The organism is Sphingobium nicotianae (assembly GCF_018603885.1).
GTDB classification, from domain to species: domain Bacteria; phylum Pseudomonadota; class Alphaproteobacteria; order Sphingomonadales; family Sphingomonadaceae; genus Sphingobium; species Sphingobium nicotianae.
Map to the genome: position 1 here is coordinate 178,322 of NZ_JAHGAW010000011.1, position 18,833 is coordinate 197,154.

General features: G+C 62.1%; 10 protein-coding genes, 1 tRNA gene and 1 pseudogene. 4 read left to right on the top strand and 8 right to left on the bottom strand.

What is annotated here, in order from left to right:
• Nucleotides 1-4 precede the first annotated feature (4 nt).
• Nucleotides 5-4,675 (bottom strand): NAD-glutamate dehydrogenase, encoded by a 4,671-nt coding sequence (locus KK488_RS16745; protein WP_214624842.1) that lies wholly within the window; start codon nt 4,673-4,675, stop codon nt 5-7.
• A 164-nt stretch (nt 4,676-4,839) separates the two neighbouring features.
• The gene (locus KK488_RS16750; RefSeq protein ID WP_250890585.1) at nt 4,840-6,141 is read right to left on the bottom strand and encodes a PAS domain-containing protein; all 1,302 of its coding nucleotides are present in this window, start codon (nt 6,139-6,141) and stop codon (nt 4,840-4,842) included.
• Between the two features lie 224 nt (nt 6,142-6,365).
• On the opposite strand from KK488_RS16750, the gene KK488_RS16755 reads away from it, so the two are divergent.
• Together KK488_RS16755 and KK488_RS16760 are read left to right on the top strand one after the other, a co-directional pair.
• A tRNA-Thr gene (locus tag KK488_RS16755) sits at nt 6,366-6,441 on the top strand.
• A gap of 186 nt (nt 6,442-6,627) precedes the next feature.
• Nucleotides 6,628-7,863, top strand: a complete 1,236-nt coding sequence (locus KK488_RS16760; protein WP_214624844.1) for a tyrosine-type recombinase/integrase — start codon at nt 6,628-6,630, stop codon at nt 7,861-7,863.
• A gap of 398 nt (nt 7,864-8,261) precedes the next feature.
• On the opposite strand, the gene KK488_RS16765 is transcribed toward KK488_RS16760, so the two are convergent.
• From KK488_RS16765 to KK488_RS16775, 3 genes are all read right to left on the bottom strand, one after another.
• A complete protein-coding gene (locus tag KK488_RS16765) occupies nt 8,262-8,582 on the bottom strand; it encodes a hypothetical protein (RefSeq protein ID WP_214624845.1) in 321 nt (106 codons plus the stop codon).
• A 57-nt stretch (nt 8,583-8,639) separates the two neighbouring features.
• Nucleotides 8,640-9,470 carry a 23S rRNA (adenine(2030)-N(6))-methyltransferase RlmJ gene (locus KK488_RS16770; protein ID WP_214624846.1) on the bottom strand — a complete coding sequence of 277 codons (831 nt, stop codon included), beginning with the start codon at nt 9,468-9,470 and terminating at the stop codon, nt 8,640-8,642.
• A 528-nt stretch (nt 9,471-9,998) separates the two neighbouring features.
• On the bottom strand, nt 9,999-11,405 hold the full coding sequence (locus KK488_RS16775) for a sensor histidine kinase (RefSeq protein ID WP_250890586.1): 1,407 nt from the start codon (nt 11,403-11,405) through the stop codon (nt 9,999-10,001).
• Nucleotides 11,406-11,905: 500 nt separating this feature from the next.
• Between KK488_RS16775 and KK488_RS16780 the strand changes: the two genes are divergently transcribed.
• Together KK488_RS16780 and KK488_RS16785 are read left to right on the top strand one after the other, a co-directional pair.
• A complete protein-coding gene (locus KK488_RS16780) occupies nt 11,906-12,583 on the top strand; it encodes a response regulator transcription factor (RefSeq protein WP_214624847.1) in 678 nt (225 codons plus the stop codon).
• A gap of 26 nt (nt 12,584-12,609) precedes the next feature.
• Nucleotides 12,610-13,929, top strand: a complete 1,320-nt coding sequence (locus KK488_RS16785) for a sensor histidine kinase (RefSeq protein WP_250890588.1) — start codon at nt 12,610-12,612, stop codon at nt 13,927-13,929.
• A 59-nt stretch (nt 13,930-13,988) separates the two neighbouring features.
• On the opposite strand, the gene KK488_RS16790 is transcribed toward KK488_RS16785, so the two are convergent.
• The 3 genes and pseudogenes from KK488_RS16790 to KK488_RS16800 form a co-directional block, all read right to left on the bottom strand.
• Nucleotides 13,989-16,436 (bottom strand): TonB-dependent receptor, encoded by a 2,448-nt coding sequence (locus KK488_RS16790; protein ID WP_214624849.1) that lies wholly within the window; start codon nt 16,434-16,436, stop codon nt 13,989-13,991.
• A 480-nt stretch (nt 16,437-16,916) separates the two neighbouring features.
• A pseudogene (locus tag KK488_RS16795) lies at nt 16,917-18,052 on the bottom strand (IS30 family transposase).
• A 309-nt stretch (nt 18,053-18,361) separates the two neighbouring features.
• Entirely contained in the window at nt 18,362-18,832 is a 471-nt protein-coding gene (locus KK488_RS16800) for a hypothetical protein (RefSeq protein WP_214624850.1), read from the bottom strand.
• Nucleotide 18,833: the final 1 nt, after the last annotated feature.

Sequence of the window (18,833 nt, forward strand, 5' to 3'; positions counted from 1 at the left end):
CGCCTTATCGCGCCAGCAATGCCCGCGCCTGTCCGGTCAGTTCCGCCACCATCGCCGCCGTCGGATTGGCCGAGGCCTGCGCTCGCGCGATGAGCTGGCGATATTTGGCGACGGCTGAGGCATGCTTCGCCAGCCATTCGGCAACGAAGATATTGGCTTCCTTATATTTTGCGGCAGACAGGAAGGAGAGGCGCATCTGCTGAAGATCGCGCGAATTGCCCGCGACGAGCAGGCGTTCCCAGGGATCGGCCGGGCTCATGCGTGCGGCAAGGCCTTGCAGCCAATCGATTCCGAGCGCTTCGCCCAACTGGGTGAAGGCGCGGACGGTTCCGACTTCGGGCTGGCCGAGATTGCGGGCCAGGATGGAGAGACCGATGACGCCATCCATCTTGATGAGCATCACCGTGCGCGCGGCGAGCGCCTTGCTGACGCCTAGTGCCAGCAAGTCTTCCATCGCCGAAGAGACGCGGCGCGCCGGCTCGGGCTGGAGCAGACTGTCGACATCCTTGCCGATGGTCGTCATGGCCGGTGTCAGCGTAGCGATCGCGCCGCTGGGCTTCATATCGCCAGGCAGCGAGCGGTGCGTGTCGCCAATATGGCCAGCCATGGCATTGGCGACCTGCCGATAGAGGGCGAGGCGGGCCTGCTCGGAGAGGCGAGCCGCATCGATATCGTCCCACAACTTGCGCACATCGAGCAATTGCTCGGCGATGACGAAAGCGCGGGCGATCTCGTCGAGCGTGCAGCTCGCTTCTTCGGCCAGCGTGAACGGCAGGATGACACCCAACCGGTTGACGATGCGATTGGCAAGCTTGGTTGCGATGATTTCGCCGCGCAGCTGATGATGCGCGATGGCATCGCCCTCGCGTTCCTGCATCTGCGGCGGGAAGGCGCGGACAAGGTCGCCGGCCAGAGCCGGGTCGGCGGCGAGGCTGCTCTGCTCGATCGCCGCCTGCAGCGCGAGCTTGGCGGTCGAGAAGAGCACGGCGAGCTCGGGGCGGGTAAGGCCCAGCCCGTCGCCCGCGCGGCGCAGCAGCTCCTGGTCGCCGGCCAGCCCCTCGACGCGCCGGTCGAGATGTCCGCCGGCCTCGAGGGTGGCGATGAGACGTACATAGGAAGCCAGATCCCCGGCGCCGCCGGCCTGCGCGATGGACAGGCCGAGCGCCTGGAGGCGATTATCCTCCAGCACGATCTCGGCGACATCCTCCGTCATCTCGCGTAGCAGCTGGTTGCGGGCATCTTCGCTCAAGCGGCCCTCGGCCACTTCCTTGTTGAGCGCGATCTTGATGTTGACCTCATTGTCCGAACAGTCGACGCCAGCGGAATTGTCGATGAAGTCGGTGTTGATCCGTCCACCCCTGAGCGCGAAGGCGATGCGGCCGGCCTGGGTGACGCCGAGATTGGCGCCCTCGCCGATCACCTTGGCCTGCACGTCTTCCGCATCGACGCGCAGGCGGTCGTTGGCGGCGTCCCCGACCTCGGCATTATTCTGGGCGGCCGCCTTGATGTAGGTGCCGATGCCGCCGAACCAGATCAGGTCGGTCGGGGCTTTCAGCAGCGCGGAGATCAGCGCAGCGGGCTCCAGAGAGGTCTCGCTGGTGCCGATGATCGCCTGCATTTCCTTGCTGAGCGGGATCGACTTGAGATTGCGCGGGAAGACGCCGCCGCCGTGGGAGATCAGCTTCTTGTCATAATCGTCCCAGCTTGAGCGCGGCAGCTTGAACAGGCGAGCGCGTTCCTTCCAACTCGCCGCCGGATCGGGAGTCGGATCGACGAAGATGTGCCGATGATCGAAGGCGGCGACCAGCCTGATCGATTTCGACAACAGCATGCCGTTGCCGAACACGTCGCCGGACATGTCGCCCACACCGATGACCTGCACCGGCTCCTTCTGCACGTCGACGCCCATCTCGGCGAAATGGCGCTGGACGCTGATCCAGGCGCCCTTGGCGGTTATGCCCATCGCCTTGTGATCATAGCCGTTCGAGCCGCCGCTGGCGAAAGCGTCGCCCAACCAGAATTTGCGTTCGATGGCGAGCGCATTGGCGACGTCCGAGAAGGTTGCGGTGCCCTTGTCGGCGGCGACGACGAAATAGGGATCCTCGCCATCATGGATGGTGATGCCCTTGGGATGGACGACCTTGCCCTTAACCAGATTATCGGTGACGGAGAGCAAAGCGCGGATGAAAATGCGGTAGCTTTCCGTGCCTTCGGCGAACCAGGCGTCGCGATCCGAGGCGGGCGGGAGCTGCTTGGGATAGAAGCCGCCCTTGGCGCCGGTCGGCACGATCACCGCATTCTTGACGCGCTGCGCCTTCATCAGGCCGAGCACTTCTGTCCGGAAATCGTCGCGCCGATCGGACCAGCGCAGGCCCCCGCGGGCAACGCGCCCGGCGCGCAGGTGAATGCCCTCGACGCGGGGGGAATAGACCCAAATCTCGCGCCAGGGCAACGGCTTGGGCAGGCCCGGAACCTGCGCCGAATCGAGCTTGAAGGCGAGTGCCTCCTGCGCCGCCGGCGAGAAGGCATTGGTGCGCAGGGTTGCCATGATGACGGCGCGATAGAGCCGCAGGATGCGGTCGTCATCGAGGCCGCTCACCTGTTCCAGCGCCTCGTCGATCGCCTTGTTGAGCGCCCCGGCATCGGTGGCGTTGGCGGCGCGTTCGGGGTCATGACGGGCGAAGAAGAGATCGACCAGCAGGCGCGCGATCGCGGTCTCGCGACGCAGCGATTCGACGACGGTCGAGAGACCGTAGGAAATGCCGGTCTGCCGCAGATAGCGGAAGATGGCGCGCAGGAAGACGATATCGCGCGGGCCGATGCCGGCGGTGACGATGAGTTCGGCGAAGCGGTCATTCTCCGCCCGCCCTTCCAGCACCGCGTCGAGCGCCTCGGCGATGATTCCGGCGCGATCGAGCACCGGCGCCGCCGGGCCGCCATCCTGACGGACCAGGGAGAAACGCTGGATGTGACCCAGATGTCGGCCGGGCGATTCCGATCCGTCGGAGCGGACCGGCGTGCTGCGCTCCTCGAGCGCGCGGAAGCCGAAATTCTCGAGCGCGGGAACCGCCTCCGACAGGACCAGCGGCTCCTGGCTGTAGATTTTCACGCGCAAGGTGCGCTCGTCGTCGCTGTGAGCACGATAGAAGCGGACATTACGCTCGCTTGGCCCGCCGAGCTGGTGGAGCGCGATGATGTCCTTGGCCGCTTCGGCCGCACCGGTACTCTCGCGATAGGCGACGGGCAGGCCAGGCGCGTAACGCTGCGCCAGCACCGCCGCGCGCGCGCCTTCGCCCAGATCGGCCAGCCCCTGCTCGACGGCCGGCACCCAGCCGCGCAACGTCTGCTCGATCTGCTGATCGAGCGTCTGCGCATCGGGCACATGGCCATGGTCGCGCAGGTCGAACGTGTAACGCACCAGCGCGAGGCCGCTTTCCTCCAGTGCGATGGACCAGCCGAGCAGGGTCGAGGCGGACGCATGGAGCAGCATGTCGCCGATCATCTCGCGCCGATTGGTGGTGAGATCCTCGCGCAGCATCCAGACGAACGCGAAGAGATGGCGGCCGAGCGCATCGCTCGCCAGTTCGAGCTTGGGCCGCGGCCGGTCGGTGAGCGACATGGCGGTGAGGGTGATGCGCTCGCGGTCCTCGGCCTTGAAGGCCAGCATCAGATCGTGCGGCAGGGTGATGAGCGCATGGACCATGGTCTTGGCGGCGTGGCCGGCCGGATCATAGCCGAAGCGCGCCATCAGGGTGGAGAGCGTGTCGCGCAGGACCGGAATCTCGTCGGGCTTGGCGGCGAGGGCGGCGCTGGTCCACAGGCCGGCATGGATCGACAGGCCGGTGATCGCATCGCCCTCGCGCAGCGGCACGATGAACAGGTCGATGAGCACATTGCGATGGACGCGCGAGACGCGGTTGGACTTGAGGATGAGCGGCGCAGCATTGCCTGCCTCGAACCAGGCGATCGCCTCGCCGATGCGCGTCTCGGCCAGCAGCGGCTCGTCGGTGAACGTGCAGATGCCCTTGGCGCGGGTCGCTTTGCCGTCCCGGTCGCGCAGCTCATGGCCGAGCAAGGTGAGATGGCCCTTCTGGAACCAGCGGAGCAGGTCGCCGCCCTCTCCGGGCCCAAGCCGGTTGGCGTCGGCATTCATGGCATCGAGCGCCCCGCGCCATCCGGCGACGGCGGCGCGGACATGCGCGAGCGTCAGCTCGAGCGCCTTGGCGAGGGCTTGCCGCCCCTTCGCATCGACCCGATCGGTCTCGATATAGATGAAGGATTCGCGGATCGCGCCGTCATCGTCGCCGATCGCGACGAGTCTGCCGTCCGTGTCGCGCCGGACCGAAAGAATGGGGTGGGCGAGCAAGTGGATGACGAGCCCGGCTTCGCTCAGGCAATGGCCGATGCTGTCGACCAGAAAGGGCATGTCGGCATTGATGATGGCGAGGCGCAGGCGGCGCTGGCCGCCGTCGCTGCGCAACTCGTCGGTGCTCGAATCGATGAGGATCGCCGTCTCGCCGCTCCTGCGGGTAACAGCAGCTTCACTGACGAGGGCGACGGCAGCGTCGAGCGCCACGCCGCTCAGCGCCGCGCGCTCGCTGCCATGCAGGCCTTCGACAAGGGCCTCGGCGATGACGGATGAAGGCGGATTATCGATCTGAATAGCTGCGCTCATGCCCATCCTCTCTCGATGGTTCGCGTCTGGGTGCGACGCTTGTCTGCGCCAGTCTCATGAGACCAACTAAACCCCCACCGTCCGCGCCGCAACCGTGAGCCGGCGAGATCGACGGAATTTAATTATATTAGCGCGAAACTTTCATAAAGCGTCGCCACTGGCTATTAAAGTTGCTTGGCAGCGCTCGCATAGACGCGACCAATGACGCGGTCGTCCTGCGGCAACGCGCCGACAATCGCCAGCGAGCCATCGCCCTCCTGACGCACGACGACCACCGCGAGGCCATTTTCATCGACCGGAAGCAGTGCGTTCTCGATAGGGGCGGCGCGGCCGAGCTTGCGCAGGACACGGGCATTTTTCTTCGGTGGGGGGGCCGGCGTTTCGCCGCGCTTCGCGGCGCGGACGCTCGCGACGAGGCCCTTGAGGCCGCCGGGGAGCGCCAGCAAGTGGTCTGTCAGTGCGCCTGGCGCCATGTCCGCATCGAGCGCATACTGGATGGCGCAGACGAACTCGGTGAGGCGCGTCTTGTCATAGTTATGGCCGAAGACGAGCTTCGCGAGCGCGGTCAGCGGGCTGCGCTCCTGCACGGCGATGCCCGAATCGGTGAGCAACTCGGTATAGTCGGCCGGCCGCGCGGCAGCGACGCAAGCAAAGGCATGGGCAAGGCCGATGGCGCGATAAAGCGCGGCGCGCGTGCGACCCTCGCTGGCGTGGGCGGCGGCGGCCGCTTCCCGCGCCAGAGCGAGCGAATCGCCCAGCATCGTTTCCTCGTCCGGCTGGGCGATCATGTCCGAGGTAAGCTCGAACGCTTCGCCAATCCCGTCCTGCGCGTCGTCCTCGTCTTCTTCTTCACCGAAATCGAGATCGAGCGCCGACGGTCGATCGGCCCAGACCGGCACTGTCGTCGGCGCCGGGAGGGGCGCGGGGCCGGACGCCGCGACTTCCGCCGCGATGCTGTCGGCAAATGTGTCGCTCACCACTTCCTTCCAGTTGATGACGCCATAGACGAAGTCGATCGTGTCATCATCCGTCGAGAAGGGCATCATGATGCCCCGATACATGATTTCACTGTCGCGCTGGTTGGTGAACTCGGCCTCGAAACCGATGGGCGCCGCATTGGCGATGATCTGCAGATAATGGTCGGTGAGTCGCGACAGCAAGGTGCGCGGCGGAATCTGGCTGGCGCGGGCAATCGGTGTGGTGACGTCGCACTGCGCGGCGAGGGCCGTTCCAAGAAACGCGATAGAGGGATCGTCGATGCCGCTGGTGAAGTCGAGCAGCACGCTGTGCGAGCCGAAATCGTGGATTTCCGCAGGATTGAGATCCTCGATCGACGGTAATGTACGATCGCCGAGTAGCGAGGCCCAATAATTATAGGCACGGATGTGCATGCGCCGCTCGTCGAAGCGCACGATGGGCGGGGCTTCCATGCCCTCGTCCAGCATCAGGGCCTCATCGGGCATCATGGCCTCGTCGGCCCGGCTATGCGCATGTGCGTCCATCTGTCTGACCCGCCTGTTCCGCGATTTCGAGAGCCATACCCTGCGCCAGAAACGGTAAATGCGTGGTAAAGGGCGATGATCGCGTAACGCTGCGTTAGGAGATGATGCGCTATCGGCTTGTCAGCGGTGGCGGCTGCTGATAAGCGCCGCCGCTGCATGGATGCCCCTCAAGCGGGTCACCCACCGGAGCCGCTTTAGCTCAGCCGGTAGAGCATCGCATTCGTAATGCGAGGGTCAGGTGTTCGAGTCACCTAAGCGGCACCATTTCTCCGTTCGCACGCGTTCGTGAGCGTCTTTACATCTCCGAAAACTGCGATATTCATCGGCGCGCAGATCATGCGAGTTCGCATGAGTTCGTCTGCCTTCGGTGAAAATCGGGGGTATTTTCTGGGGTAGGATAGCGCGCCGCGGTCTAACTACCCCCAGATACTCCATTGTGAAGGGCTTCAAGTGGCGCTGACCGACGTCCAGATTCGCAACGCCAAGCCTCGTGATAAGGCGTACAAGTTATCGGATGCCGGAGGACTGCATCTTTTCGTATCGCCCGCGGGCGGGAAACTGTGGCGTTTTAAGTTCCGCATAGCTGGAAGGGAGAAGCTGCTCTCGTTAGGCGGCTGGCCTACCGTGAGCCTGGCCGCTGCTCGCAAGGCGCGAGATAGAGCGAAGGCTCAACTTATCGCCGGCGACGATCCTGCCCATGAGAAGCGGAAAGAGAAAATCGCCCGCCAGGTCAGCGCTGGAAACAGTTTTCGGTCGGTTGCAGAGGACTGCATAGCGGTGAAGCTCGAAGCGAACCGCAAGGCCGATGCGACGGTTGGAAAGGCGCGTTGGTTTCTTTCCCACCTCACGCCAGCGCTGGGATCGCGCCCTATTTCGGAAATCGAACCTGCCGAGGTGCTTGCCGTATTGAAAGCTCTAGAGCGGAAGGGACATCGTGAAACGGCGCGGCGAACGCGTGCCTTCGCCAGCAGGGTTTTCCGTCATGGCGTTGCGAACACGTTCTGCAGAAGCGATCCGGCCGCACTGCTTGCTGACGCTCTCTCGCAGCCCATCGTGAAGCACCATGCTGCGATCCTGGATCCGACTGAGTTGGGCATCTTTCTGCGATCGATCGACGAGTATGGAGGTGGCGCAACGGTGAAGCTGGCCATGCAACTCTCTCCACATCTGTTTCTGCGACCCGGAGAGCTGCGCCAAGGCCGGTGGGAGGAGGTGGACCTGGCCGACGCGATCTGGACAGTGCCTGCTGTCCGTACAAAACTCCGTCGGCCTCACAGTGTGCCCCTCTCGCGTCAAGCCCGGGCATTGCTCGCTGAGTTACGGCTGGTCAGCGGTGGCCATGACCTGATGTTCCCAGGCTTGCGGTCCCACCTACGTCCTACGAGCGAAAATGCCTTGAACGCGGCGTTCCGTCGTATGGGTTTCGGCGCGGATGTCGTGACAGCACATGGACTTCGAGCAACGGCATCTACCTTGTTGAATGAAAGTGGAAAGTGGCATGCTGATGCGATCGAGCGGGCGCTTGCTCACGGCCGCAGTGACGCAGTGCGCGGTGCGTATGCGCGCGGACAGCATTGGGCCGAGCGCGTCGAGATGGCGCAGTGGTGGAGCGATTACCTCGACGCGTTGCGTGACGGCGTCCAGATCGTGCCGTTTCCGGCGCAGGATGCCGCGGTCGCTTCATGAGCAGTAGTCGCCCGCCTTTCCAGTTCACGGCGAGCCATCTCGCCCAGATGTCCGTGACCAAATTACCCAGTTTCGCCGGGAGGATATCGAGATGACAGCCTTTGCTTCTCGGCATGTAGGCGCGTGGCCGATCGAAAGAATCGTTCAAGAGTGGGATGCCTATAGGGAAATGGCGCGCTACAACTATTCATGGCAGCGGGACCGCATTGCGCGCGAAGCCAGCGTGTGTACTCCGCCAAGCTAAGCGTTTGGCTCGGCTGCTTGCGCCTTCATGTCGCACATTGTGATTGGATCTTGAGCTTCCCAATAGCGGTCGTTTGTTCATGCTGTCCGCTTCTGCAACGGCATCGGCATCTCTGTAGAAATTACGATGGAAGCAGAGCACGATTTCCGTCCGCTTAATCGCCGTTGGCATCAACCATGAAGACGGTGGGCTTGCCTCGCGACGCCGGATCCCATCCTGCCGACAACGCTGCCCTCACGCCTCGCGAAGCAATCGCGTCGTTGATATGCAAACGCCCTTTCGGCAATCCTTTCAACAGGCGCTTTGGTGCCGGAAATTCTAGCACTGCTTCACGTGGCATGTCGTGCTGACGCAGGGAAACCGTCATGCCCTTCCAGCCATCGGAAGAGGACAATTGGGGATCGCTGAGCAGTTCCCAGTCATACTTGGATCCGTCGACTTCGACGGTGCCACCACGGCCATGTTTATGAAGCATGACACGCCTTTAGCATGCCGGCAGCCGCACTCCACCCTTCACTGGTGAGGGTTTGTTTTAGTCGCCCAACCAACCGAAAAGTACTTCGCCCTGATGCCCTTCGGGCGCCAGTGCGGCACGCAGGGCTTCCAGCAGAGATGGCAGCATCTGCATGAAGGCGTAAGGCGGGTTGACGATAAAAAGGCCCGCGCCGTTATAGATTCCGGGCTGATCGCTATCGTACAACCAATGCTCCACCGTCAGCAATTTCGGGATGCCGAGCTTGCGTAACTGTTTCTTCCACCGCCAATGCATGGTGCGATCTTTCAGTGGATACCAGATCACCGTCACGCCATGCGCCCATTTACGGCAAGCGGCGGCGAGGGTGGCTGTGATGCGTGCGCGTTCGTCCAGTTGCTCATAGGGCGGGTCGACCACCACCACGCCGCGCGCGGTGCGGGGAGGCACAATAGCCAGCCAAAGCTCGTAGGCGTCGCGCTCATGCACGGCGGCAAATGTGTCGCGCATCACGCCGCGTAGGGCATAGGCGTCTTCGGGATGTTTTTCGTTCAGGATCAGGAAATCCTGCGGGCGCAGAAGCTGCGCCAGAATTTGCGGCGAGCCGGGGTAGAGCTGCGGCTCGGCCCCGATATTCACCGCCTGTACGGCGGCGCGGTAGTCATTCAGCAAGGGGGTCGGGTCGGCAAAGGCCCGCAGCACGCCCTGCGCGGCCTCGCCGGTGCGTTGAGCTTCGTCGCCACCAAGGTTGTATAGCCCGCGACCGGCATGGGTGTCGATCAAGGTCAGCGCGCCCGGCTTGTGCTGCAAGGCCCGCACGAGGGCGATCAGCAGGCTGTGCTTCACGACATCGGCGCTATTTGCAGCATGGAAAGAATGACGATAATTCATTGTAATTCAAAATCCTGACGATCTGCTCTTATACGAGCAGATGGGCGCGGAAACCGAGCGCGAGACGATTCGAACAAGCAATCCCGTGCTCGTATACAGTGGCGCGAAAACTCTCAAAGTACTTCGGCGCGCGGCCTCAAGCCGTCTATGGCGATCGTCGCCGGACGCGGAGACGCAAGGCTCCGGGTGCATGGGAATGTCCGATCATCGAGGAGTCGGACGCAACTGGCATTTGCCGCGAAGCGCCCGGCCGGCTGATGTCGGCAGAACGTTCATATAAAACCCCATCATCTGAGCTGCAGCGCTTCGAGGTCCGCGTCTGCCTGTGTCAGCAGAGGCCTGCACCCGCTCAATGTAGAATGCCTTGGATTGGTCGCGAGCCGCCGCTCTCGATTGGGGGCAGGATCGGGGCGCGGGCCGCCTTAAAGTCGGACGTCAAGGCGGAAATCAGTTCTCCGCAATGCGGTCACTCGTTTCAATGATTTTGAGGTTTTGGTCGTGGGAGGCGTTGCTCCGCACCCGGCATAATCAGGCGATTGGCTCAGCGTCTGCTGTGCTGCGGACAGTCACACGCACCGTCGTGCCGCCAATGGCGTTCTTGTGGAAGCTCAGCGCGCCCCCAAAGCGCGTCAGCAACCGATGGGCCGTCGGGATACCAAGTCCAAACCCTGGCGTATCCCGCGCCCTCGCTTCATCGGCGCGGAAGAAGGGATCGAGCACCGCCGCAAAATGCTGCTCTGCAATGCCCGGCCCGTCATCGTCGATCTCGATGATCCAGTCCTTGTCGGACGAGCAAACCAGGACGCTCAGCCTCGATCCATATTGCAGGGCATTGTCGAAGAGCGGCTCGAGCGCGAGTTCAAGTGACTCTCGGTACGTTCGTACAACCGCCTGGGCCGGCGCCTCCAGCACCGCCTGTGCGCCATAGCGCCCCAGCAATCCAGCGACCAATGCTGTGAGGTCAAAGGACGACAAATCGCTCTCCAGATGCTCAGCTCGCAAGAAAGTCTGCAGCGACATTATCATCGCTTCCATCTCGGTCGCGCTGCCATGGACGATGCGGCTGATCTCCGTGTCGGACACAAAACTAGCGGCGAGTTTCAGGCGACTGATCGGCGTACGCAGATCATGGCTGATCGCCTCGAACGATTTGGACTGATTATCTTCAAGATCCGAAATGCGGGCTTGCATCTCGTTGAACGACCGAAAAAGTCCGCGAATATCGGCGGGACCGCGCTCCTCAAGCGGCTCGGGATGATCGCTCACAAGCCGCGCCATGACCTGCGACAGGCGGTTGAGCGGCATGGCGAGGAGATGGAGGCCGTACAGGCCGAAGGCGACGCACAGCAAGGCGATCGCCAGCGTGGCCGCAATCGCCCGCAATACGATCGGCCAGCCGGAGGAAATGTCGCGTGAGCGGAAATTCAGCCAAGCACCGTCGGTAAGTGCCATGGACCCCACCAGATCCCGTCGCCCCGATGTGCCGCGCACAATACTCAGCATGATGTCGCGCGCGGCGAGGCCCGGCTCCCACGCGACAATATGCTCGCGGATCCGCGTCACGGCACCCTCGTCATCCGCCGGCCGCTTGATACTGGGCTGACTGGCAACGCGGACATCGAGATAATGGCTGGACATCGTCCGCGCGGTGAGGGCGGGATCGAAGCGATGGATACGGTCGCTAACGACCAGCAGTTCCGCTACGCGCCGTGCATGGTCCTGATGCAAGGCGTTCTGGTCGATCGCCTCATAGAAAAGGATGCTTGCCGTCACTTGCACTAGCGCGACCAACAGGAAGAGCCCCATCGCATAGGCGATCAACCGCTGTGATCGCAGAGCACTAAGGCCCGCGGATGACCCGTGCTGCGCAGACATCTCGTTTCTCTCCAAACGTCCTGATTTTGTCCTTCTTCGCATTCGCCGGGGTGTCGTCAATGCCGAAACAAGCCTAATGCAGACCTTCACATCTTACCCAGAACCGCCGCCCCTGCTATGCTCCCAGATCGGGAAAGGCGGCAAACCGGTATTCCCTTCAGTTCCCAGCTATCGGACGCCATGGCCCTAGAGTGGGTCATTCGTTACAGACCGTCCGACGCTCGAGTACTGCCACCGGTTCGTTTAGCAAAAGGGGTATGCCGAATACGGAAAGCGGAGCTCGGCGCTCTCGGAACGATAGTCCTCATCACAGGCTTCGCGCGATCCGCCTCATGCAGAGTCGGCGCCGCCGTAACCAAGACATTCAAGCACGCGTACAAACCAAAGGCCAATGATCCGCCTTGGGTCGCTCGCACGATCGAACGAGGGTGTTGCAGAATCCAGCATTCTGACTGACCAGCCAAGCTGGAGGAGGCGCATCATCGGTGATATGCGCTGCAATTGGAGTCGGCGGGGGATCCGATTTCGGTCACGAATGACCAACTAGCGATCAGGTCCCTATGACACTCCAAATCCTTCTGGTCGAAGACGACCTGCAACTGGCCAAGCAGCTCGTTGCCCAGCTCTCCCAGTTCGGCCACGCTGTCGTCACTGCCGATGATGGGCGAAAGGCTCTCGCCTTCATAGCCGGCAACGCGTTCGACATCATCATCCTGGACTGGATGTTGCCCACGCTTGATGGTCTTGCGGTGGTTCGGCAACTTCGCGGCGGCGGCATGAATGTGCCGATCCTGATGCTGACGGCGCTCGGCCAGACGTTCGACAAAGTCGAAGGTCTCGACGCGGGGGCCGACGATTATGTGGTCAAGCCCGTGGATGGTCTGGAGCTCAATGCCAGATTGAACGCACTCGTCCGCGCGCGGCGTGCTAGTAATGATACCACCGACACAATTGGCGCCGGCGACATCGTGATCAGTCCATCGCGCTTTCGGGCATGGCGCAAAGGCCATGCGCTGGATCTTGCGCGGACAGAATTCAATTTGCTCTTTGCGCTTGTCCGTCACGCCGGAGCCATCGTCACCCGGCCGATGCTGATTGAACAGGTCTGGGGTTATGATTTCGTTCCGACGACCAACATCGTCGAGGCGCATATTCGCCGGCTCCGGCTCAAACTTACGCAATATGGTGACGACCCGATCAGTACGCACCGCGGCATCGGCTATCTGATCAGGGAATGATCGGACGACCAAAGTCACTGCAGGGTTTGACGGTCCTGTTTCTGAGTCTGTTACTGGCTGTCACGATCCTTGCCGGTCTCGGCACGTTCTTCGTGACCCTGTCGACGATAGACGCTCTGGTGGACCAGCGCATCGAGTCCGAGAGCCATGCGCTGGCGCCGCCGGGCGTCCCGGTCACGCGCCCGGTGCTAGAGCGGCGCATCGAGGATCTCGGCAACCGCCGTGATACCGGCGACCTCGGACTGTTGCTCACCAATAGACAGGGCGATCATCTTGCCGGAAACGTTGCGCTTGCGCGCAACCTTCCGCTTGGTTTTTCTTCTCTTGATCGGCGTGATCAAATCGAGGGATTGACCTCGGGACGCGCCTTTGTGCGCGACATCGGCAATGACATGCACCTTGCCGTGTTCGCTGAGACCGAGCCGATAGATCATTATTTTGCCGCGCGGCTTCACATCTATATGATCGCCTTCGGGGCGATCGTTGTCGTGATCCTCGCCGGCCTGTTGCAGTTCCGGCGCCTGATCGGCCAGCGCATCGTGGAAATGCGGCAGACCGTCGATTCGATCATTGAAGGCGACCTCACCCAGCGTGTTCCGCTGAGCGGCGATGGTGGGGAGTTCGACCAGCAAGCTGCGGCGTTCAACCGGATGCTGGACTGGATTTGCCATCTGCTGGCGGAAATGCGCAACGTCTCGAACAACATCTCTCACGAGCTGCGCACGCCGCTGGCAAAATTGCGCAACGAACTTGCGCTCCTCGAGCAACAGGCCAATGCGCTGCCGATCAGGGAGCAACTGATCGAGGCAACGAAACAGGCCGACGATTTGCTCGGCATGTTCAGAGCCATGCTGCGTATTGCGGAGATCGAAAGCGGATCGAGGCGAGCCGCCTTTCAACCTGTTCACCTTGGCGCCCTTGTCATGGAGGTTGCGGACATGATGCAGCCCGTCGCGGAAGATGCCGGGAAGCGGCTCGGTGTTGGCCGATGCGATGATGCCTGGCTGACCGGCGATCATCGATTACTCTCCCAAATGCTGCTCAATCTCGTCGAAAATGGCTTGCGCCACACACCGCTCGGCACAGGCGTGGCGATGTCGGTCAACGCATTGTCTGGCCGATCGATCTTGATCGTACAGGATGACGGTCCCGGCATTCCGGCCGACCAACGCGCGCTGGTCATGCGACCATTCGGGCGCCTGGATCGCAGCCAGACGGCGCGCGGACACGGACTGGGCCTGCCGCTCGTGGATGCCATCGTCCGGCTGCACGGCGGAACGCTGACGCTCGATGACGCACGGCCAGGCCTCAAGGTGACGATCGACTTGCCGCGCAGCCACTCATGAAAATGGCGCAGATCGTCGGATCTGCGCCATTTGCGTTGCTCATCAGTGACCAACCATCGTCAGAACTCGATGGTGCCTTGTAGACCCCATGTCCGCGGCGGATTGAAATTGCCATAGTCGCCCAGGCTGTTGGCGTTGGCGGCCGATCGGCGGTAAATATATGTCGCGTCCAACAGGTTCCGGGCCCAGAACGAAAGCGTGCCCTTCGTGCTGCTGGTGAGGGGGATTTTCGCCAGCGCGATGCTGGCATTCACGATAAAGCTAGCGTCGGCCTTCACCGCTTCATTCTGGAAGCTGTACTGCGATTCCGCATAGTTGGCATCGAGATGGAACTTCAACTTGCTCCCGTTGCCCATCACCGGCACGTTGTAATCGGCATAGGCCGAGGCGGCGTTACGCGGCGTGTAAACCACATAGACCTGGTAGAGTACGGGCGGTGTGAGCAGCGTGTTCAACGTCGCTGGCACCTTGGTGTAGGTATAGGCATAGGATGCGCCCACGGTCAGATCGTCTGTCACGCGCGCCGTCAGTTCCGCTTCGATGCCGCGAATCTTCGAGACTCCGGGGGCATTGCCAGTGTCCTCGGTATGGAGGTTGAAAGTGGGGTTCGGCGTCGTCGTGCCCGGCAGGAACGGGTTGGTGTCGACATTGTCGAAGTCGGTCTGCGTGCCAGTGCGATCCATGATGTAGCCGGCCAGGTTGAGCCTGACATGATGGTCGAGCAGATCCATTTTTGCGCCCACCTCGTATGATTTGACCGCTTCAGGGCCAAAAGCGAGGAAATTGTGGGACCGGTCGTTGGCGCCGCCGGCGCGATAACCGGTCGAATATTTGGCGTAGAGGTTGACGGTCGGAGTCGCGTCCAGCGCAAGCACGACCAGCGGGTCGAAGCGGCTGTTGCTGAAATCGAACTGATAGTTCGTTGCGACGCCCGAAACCAGGTAGAGAAGACCATTGCGCTTGTCGTTGGTGTAGCGGCCGCCCAGCGTCAGGTGGAGCATGTCGAAGCCGGCGGGCGTGAACGTCGCCTGGCCGAACGCAGCATAGCTCTTGGCAAAGGCCCGGCTGGCGCGCTGCAGGAACTGCTGACCGATTGCCCAGCCCTGATTGCTCGAGGTAACCGGACCCACGACCGTTTCGCTCTGGATCGTATAGCCAGTCCCGTCGACGTTCCACTTGTTCGAAGCCGGCGTTGCGGCCTGCTCCTGGGCGCCCTCGTTGAAATAATAGCCGCCGAGGACGAAATCGACCTGTGGAATGCTCCCGACTAGCTGGAGTTCCTGGCTGAACTGGCGCTGGTTGAGGAACGAGAGGCTATAACGGCTGAAGAGGGCATTGGGGGCGAAGATCGTGCGGTGTGCACCGCCCGAATTGTCCCACTGGTCGGTTGAGACCGTCCGCCACGCCGTGATGGACCGCAGTTCGATATGCGGCGTCAGCTCATATTTGAGCGTGGCCGACGTGCCTTCGGTACGATCGACGCTGACCTGCTGCGGGACGCCGATCTCGGCCACCGACTGGCGATTGCTCCCACTGACATAGACCAGCGGCGAAAGAGGCGCGATGCAGGTCGAGCAGGCGACGCTTGTCCCGGCAGGGCTCCCTGGCGCGACCAGCTTGAGGGTGATCGGATCGTAGATCCCGATGGTCTTGTTGTTGGGGTTATAGGTGATCAGCTGGCTATAGTTCGGCGTGTTCTCATCTCTCGCCTTGTCATACGAGACGAGCGCGGAGAAGCCCTCTATGGGCGTCCATTTTGCCGAGATCCGACCACCGACGCGCTCATACTGGTTCCAGCCGGCCTGGCCCGCGAGCGGGTTCTTGACCGTCGGGTCCTGATGCTGCTCCACGCCATCCAGCTTGATTGCGATGTGCTGAAATTCAGGCAGGTCGATATGACCCTGCACTTCATGGCTGCCATAATTGCCGGCGCCGGCACTGACGCGGCCTCCAAATTCACCTGTCGGCGCTTTCGTCACGATGCTCAGCGCGCCGCCTTCCGTATTACGGCCGAACAGGGAGCCCTGCGGACCCTTAAGTACCTCGATGCGCTCGACGTCGAACAGAGCGGCGTTGAGGCCCTGTGAGCGGCCCAGATAGACGCCGTCGACATAGACGCCGACGCCGGTATCGCGAGCCGTCTGGTTCTGGTCGAAAGGCACAATGCCGCGGATGCCCACAGTCAGCGCGGACTGGCGCGCCTCGAACGTCGCGACCCGAAGCGAGGGAACGCCGCCGTCGGCAAGATCGATCAGGCTGCCGACGTGTCGATCCTGGATGACAGCGTCATCCACAACCGAGATCGCGATGGGGGTCTTCTGCAGATTGGTTTCGCGCCTGGTGGCGGTGACAACAATCTCCTTCAGCCCCGAATGCGAGTCGGGCGCCAACCCGTCTTCGGCCGATTGATCCGAAGAAGCAGGCGCCTGCGCAAATATAGGGGCGGCAGTGAGTCCGGCCAGCGCGCCGCCAGCAAGCAGCATCGTGCGGGAAATATTTAAATTCATGATACTAAACCCCTTTTTAGGATAAAAATCCGTCGAAAGGGCTAGTATGTCCAGATCAAGACAATCGCATTTCAGTTTTGGGACAGCTCCCGAGAGCGATTTTCATGTTCATTTCATTTTCGCGGCAAGGACTTTGAATCAAAGGAGGATCAGGACCACGCAGGCTGTCCAATTCCGGTAGCCAAGGCAAAAAACAAAACAGGTTGATGGAATGCGCGCGCCGATCGTCGCAGCCTTCTTTCAGCCAAGCGTTTTTTGAGATTCCGGCGTTGATGCGACGGGCGGTATCGTTGTGCGCGAAGCTTGCGACGAGCTCGGGTTAAGCATGGGCAAGTTGCATTCTTGGGCATTCGTGTAATCCGCCTCGGCCCTGACGCGCGGTTGATGCCGTCGAGGTACCATCGCCCGACAAGCAGAATGGGACCTTGTTCGTGGACTCCATTAGGGCCAGCGGCCCCTACCGACGGCGGGTTCAACGGGTCATCGCAACACTGCCCGTAATCTATCGGTGGGTGTTTCAAAGTCCAAGGTTTTGCGCGGCCGCTGATTGAGCCTGAGGGCGATGGCGTTGAGCTGGCTCTGAGAGAAGCGGGATAGATCGGTTCCGCGCGGGAAGTATTGGCGCAGAAGGCCGTTGGTGTTCTCGTTGCTACCGCGCTGCCAGGGACTGCGCGGATCGCAGAAGTAGACCTGGATATTGGTGGCCATGGTGAAGCACTCGTGGCCTTGCCCTGATCCCAGGTCAGCGAGCGTCGCAGTTCTGCAGGTAGCTTACCGATCTGCTGGGCGAGCGCGGCCACGACGGTTGCCGAGTCCTTCCTCTTCAACTTCACGAGCATCGTGAACCGGCTGTGCCGCTCGACCAGCGTAGCGATGTGTGTGTCGTTGGCCCCGGTAAGCATGTCGCCCTCCCAATGACCCGGAACAGCGCGATCTTCGGCTTCGGCCGGGCGCTCGCGGATCGAAACCATATCGACGATCTGCCCGTGTCCACGACTGGTCTTTGCACCTTTGGCCGGGCGCATCTGCCGCCGGGTACGCAAGTGCGCCATGAGCTCCTTCTTGAGCACCCCGCGCGCCTGGATGAAGAGGCTGCGATAGATCGCTTCGTGGGATATCTGCATGTCTGGGTCGTCTGGATACTGCCGCTTCAACCAGCCCGCAATCTGCTGCGGCGACCACTCAAGCGCCAGCTTCTGCGCCACGCGCCAGCGTAGCCGCCCATGCAGCGCCAGGCGACACCGCTTCGGACGCAGGGCTCGCTCCCAGGCCTGCTTGTCCGCCCGCGCTGCGCGATAGGTCCGCAAGCCGCCGTTGCGAGCGATCTCCCGGCAGATCGTCGAAGGCGAACGCCCGAGCGCCCGTGCAATAGCTCTGATCGATCGACCCGCTGCGATCCCGCGAGATATCTCCTCGCGTTCCTCAAGCCTCAGCGCCAAGACTAACGATGCCGTGGCTGAGGAGCAATCCCGCCATGCAGGGCCACGATCCGCTGCACACCCGTCTTGTTGCGCCGTTCCAGCGCCCGCGAAATGGCCGATATGCTCTGGCCCTGCTTCCAGCGCTCCCAGCTCAACCTTCTGCGAAGCCGTGAACCAGATCCGTGACGTTACCATCGCTCACCTCCTCATCCCCTCAGATTAAGGTGTTGCGATGACCCATTGAACCCGCCCCCTAATCTCGGACATTCAGGCCGCCCCATGAGCACCCCGAAAGCAGCCGATTGTTAATCCCAGCAGCGACGGCGAAATCTGGGACAAAGCTGTCGTTCGCGAGGCTATGATTGAATGGCCGCTCTTGGCGAGAGCAGGCCCTTTGAGCCTCGTCTGGATGCGGGCGTCGATTGACCGTGGTGTGCCGTTGTGTTCACCGTCAGCACCTATGGCCCAGATTTGAGGTTGTGATTATGAACGAGCTCGATCAGTTCAGCCGGTCACGTCCTTGCCAGCGGGCTGCGATGACGTATGGCCTGAGGCGTCATCGAGCGATCCCCGCCCAAGCCTGCCGCTCATGGCGGTAAGATAGGCGGCGATAGCCGGAACATCGGTTTCGACGACGGGTGCCTTGTAGGTTTCGCGCATCTTCTTGACGATTGCCATCCATTGCTCGGCGGAGAGCCGTGGCTGGGTGAGAGCCATGCTCGCCGAATGGCAGGACGTGCAGTTGGCGTTGATGACATCGGCGTGCGGGCCATCGGGATAGACTCCGTCATCGATCGGCAGGTCGACCGAAGTCGAACTGATGGTGAAGCCACCCGCGCTGACGCCCGGTGGCGGGCTGGCTGCGACGGGATCGGTTCGGACCGGACGCGGGCCCGGCGGACCGATCGCCACCAAGACTAGCGCCGCAAGGCCGACGATACCGAAAGACAGGGTTCCGAAAGATGGCGTCGTCACG

Bases quoted from the DNA above. Each gene is read 5' to 3' on its own strand.
- KK488_RS16745 (WP_214624842.1), bottom strand. From the start codon at position 4,675: ATGAGCGCAGCTATTCAGATCGATAATCCGCCTTCATCCGTCATCGCC.
- KK488_RS16750 (WP_250890585.1), bottom strand. From the start codon at position 6,141: ATGATGCCCGATGAGGCCCTGATGCTGGACGAGGGCATGGAAGCCCCG.
- KK488_RS16765 (WP_214624845.1), bottom strand. From the start codon at position 8,582: ATGCTTCATAAACATGGCCGTGGTGGCACCGTCGAAGTCGACGGATCC.
- KK488_RS16770 (WP_214624846.1), bottom strand. From the start codon at position 9,470: ATGAATTATCGTCATTCTTTCCATGCTGCAAATAGCGCCGATGTCGTG.
- KK488_RS16780 (WP_214624847.1), top strand. From the start codon at position 11,906: ATGACACTCCAAATCCTTCTGGTCGAAGACGACCTGCAACTGGCCAAG.
- KK488_RS16790 (WP_214624849.1), bottom strand. From the start codon at position 16,436: ATGAATTTAAATATTTCCCGCACGATGCTGCTTGCTGGCGGCGCGCTG.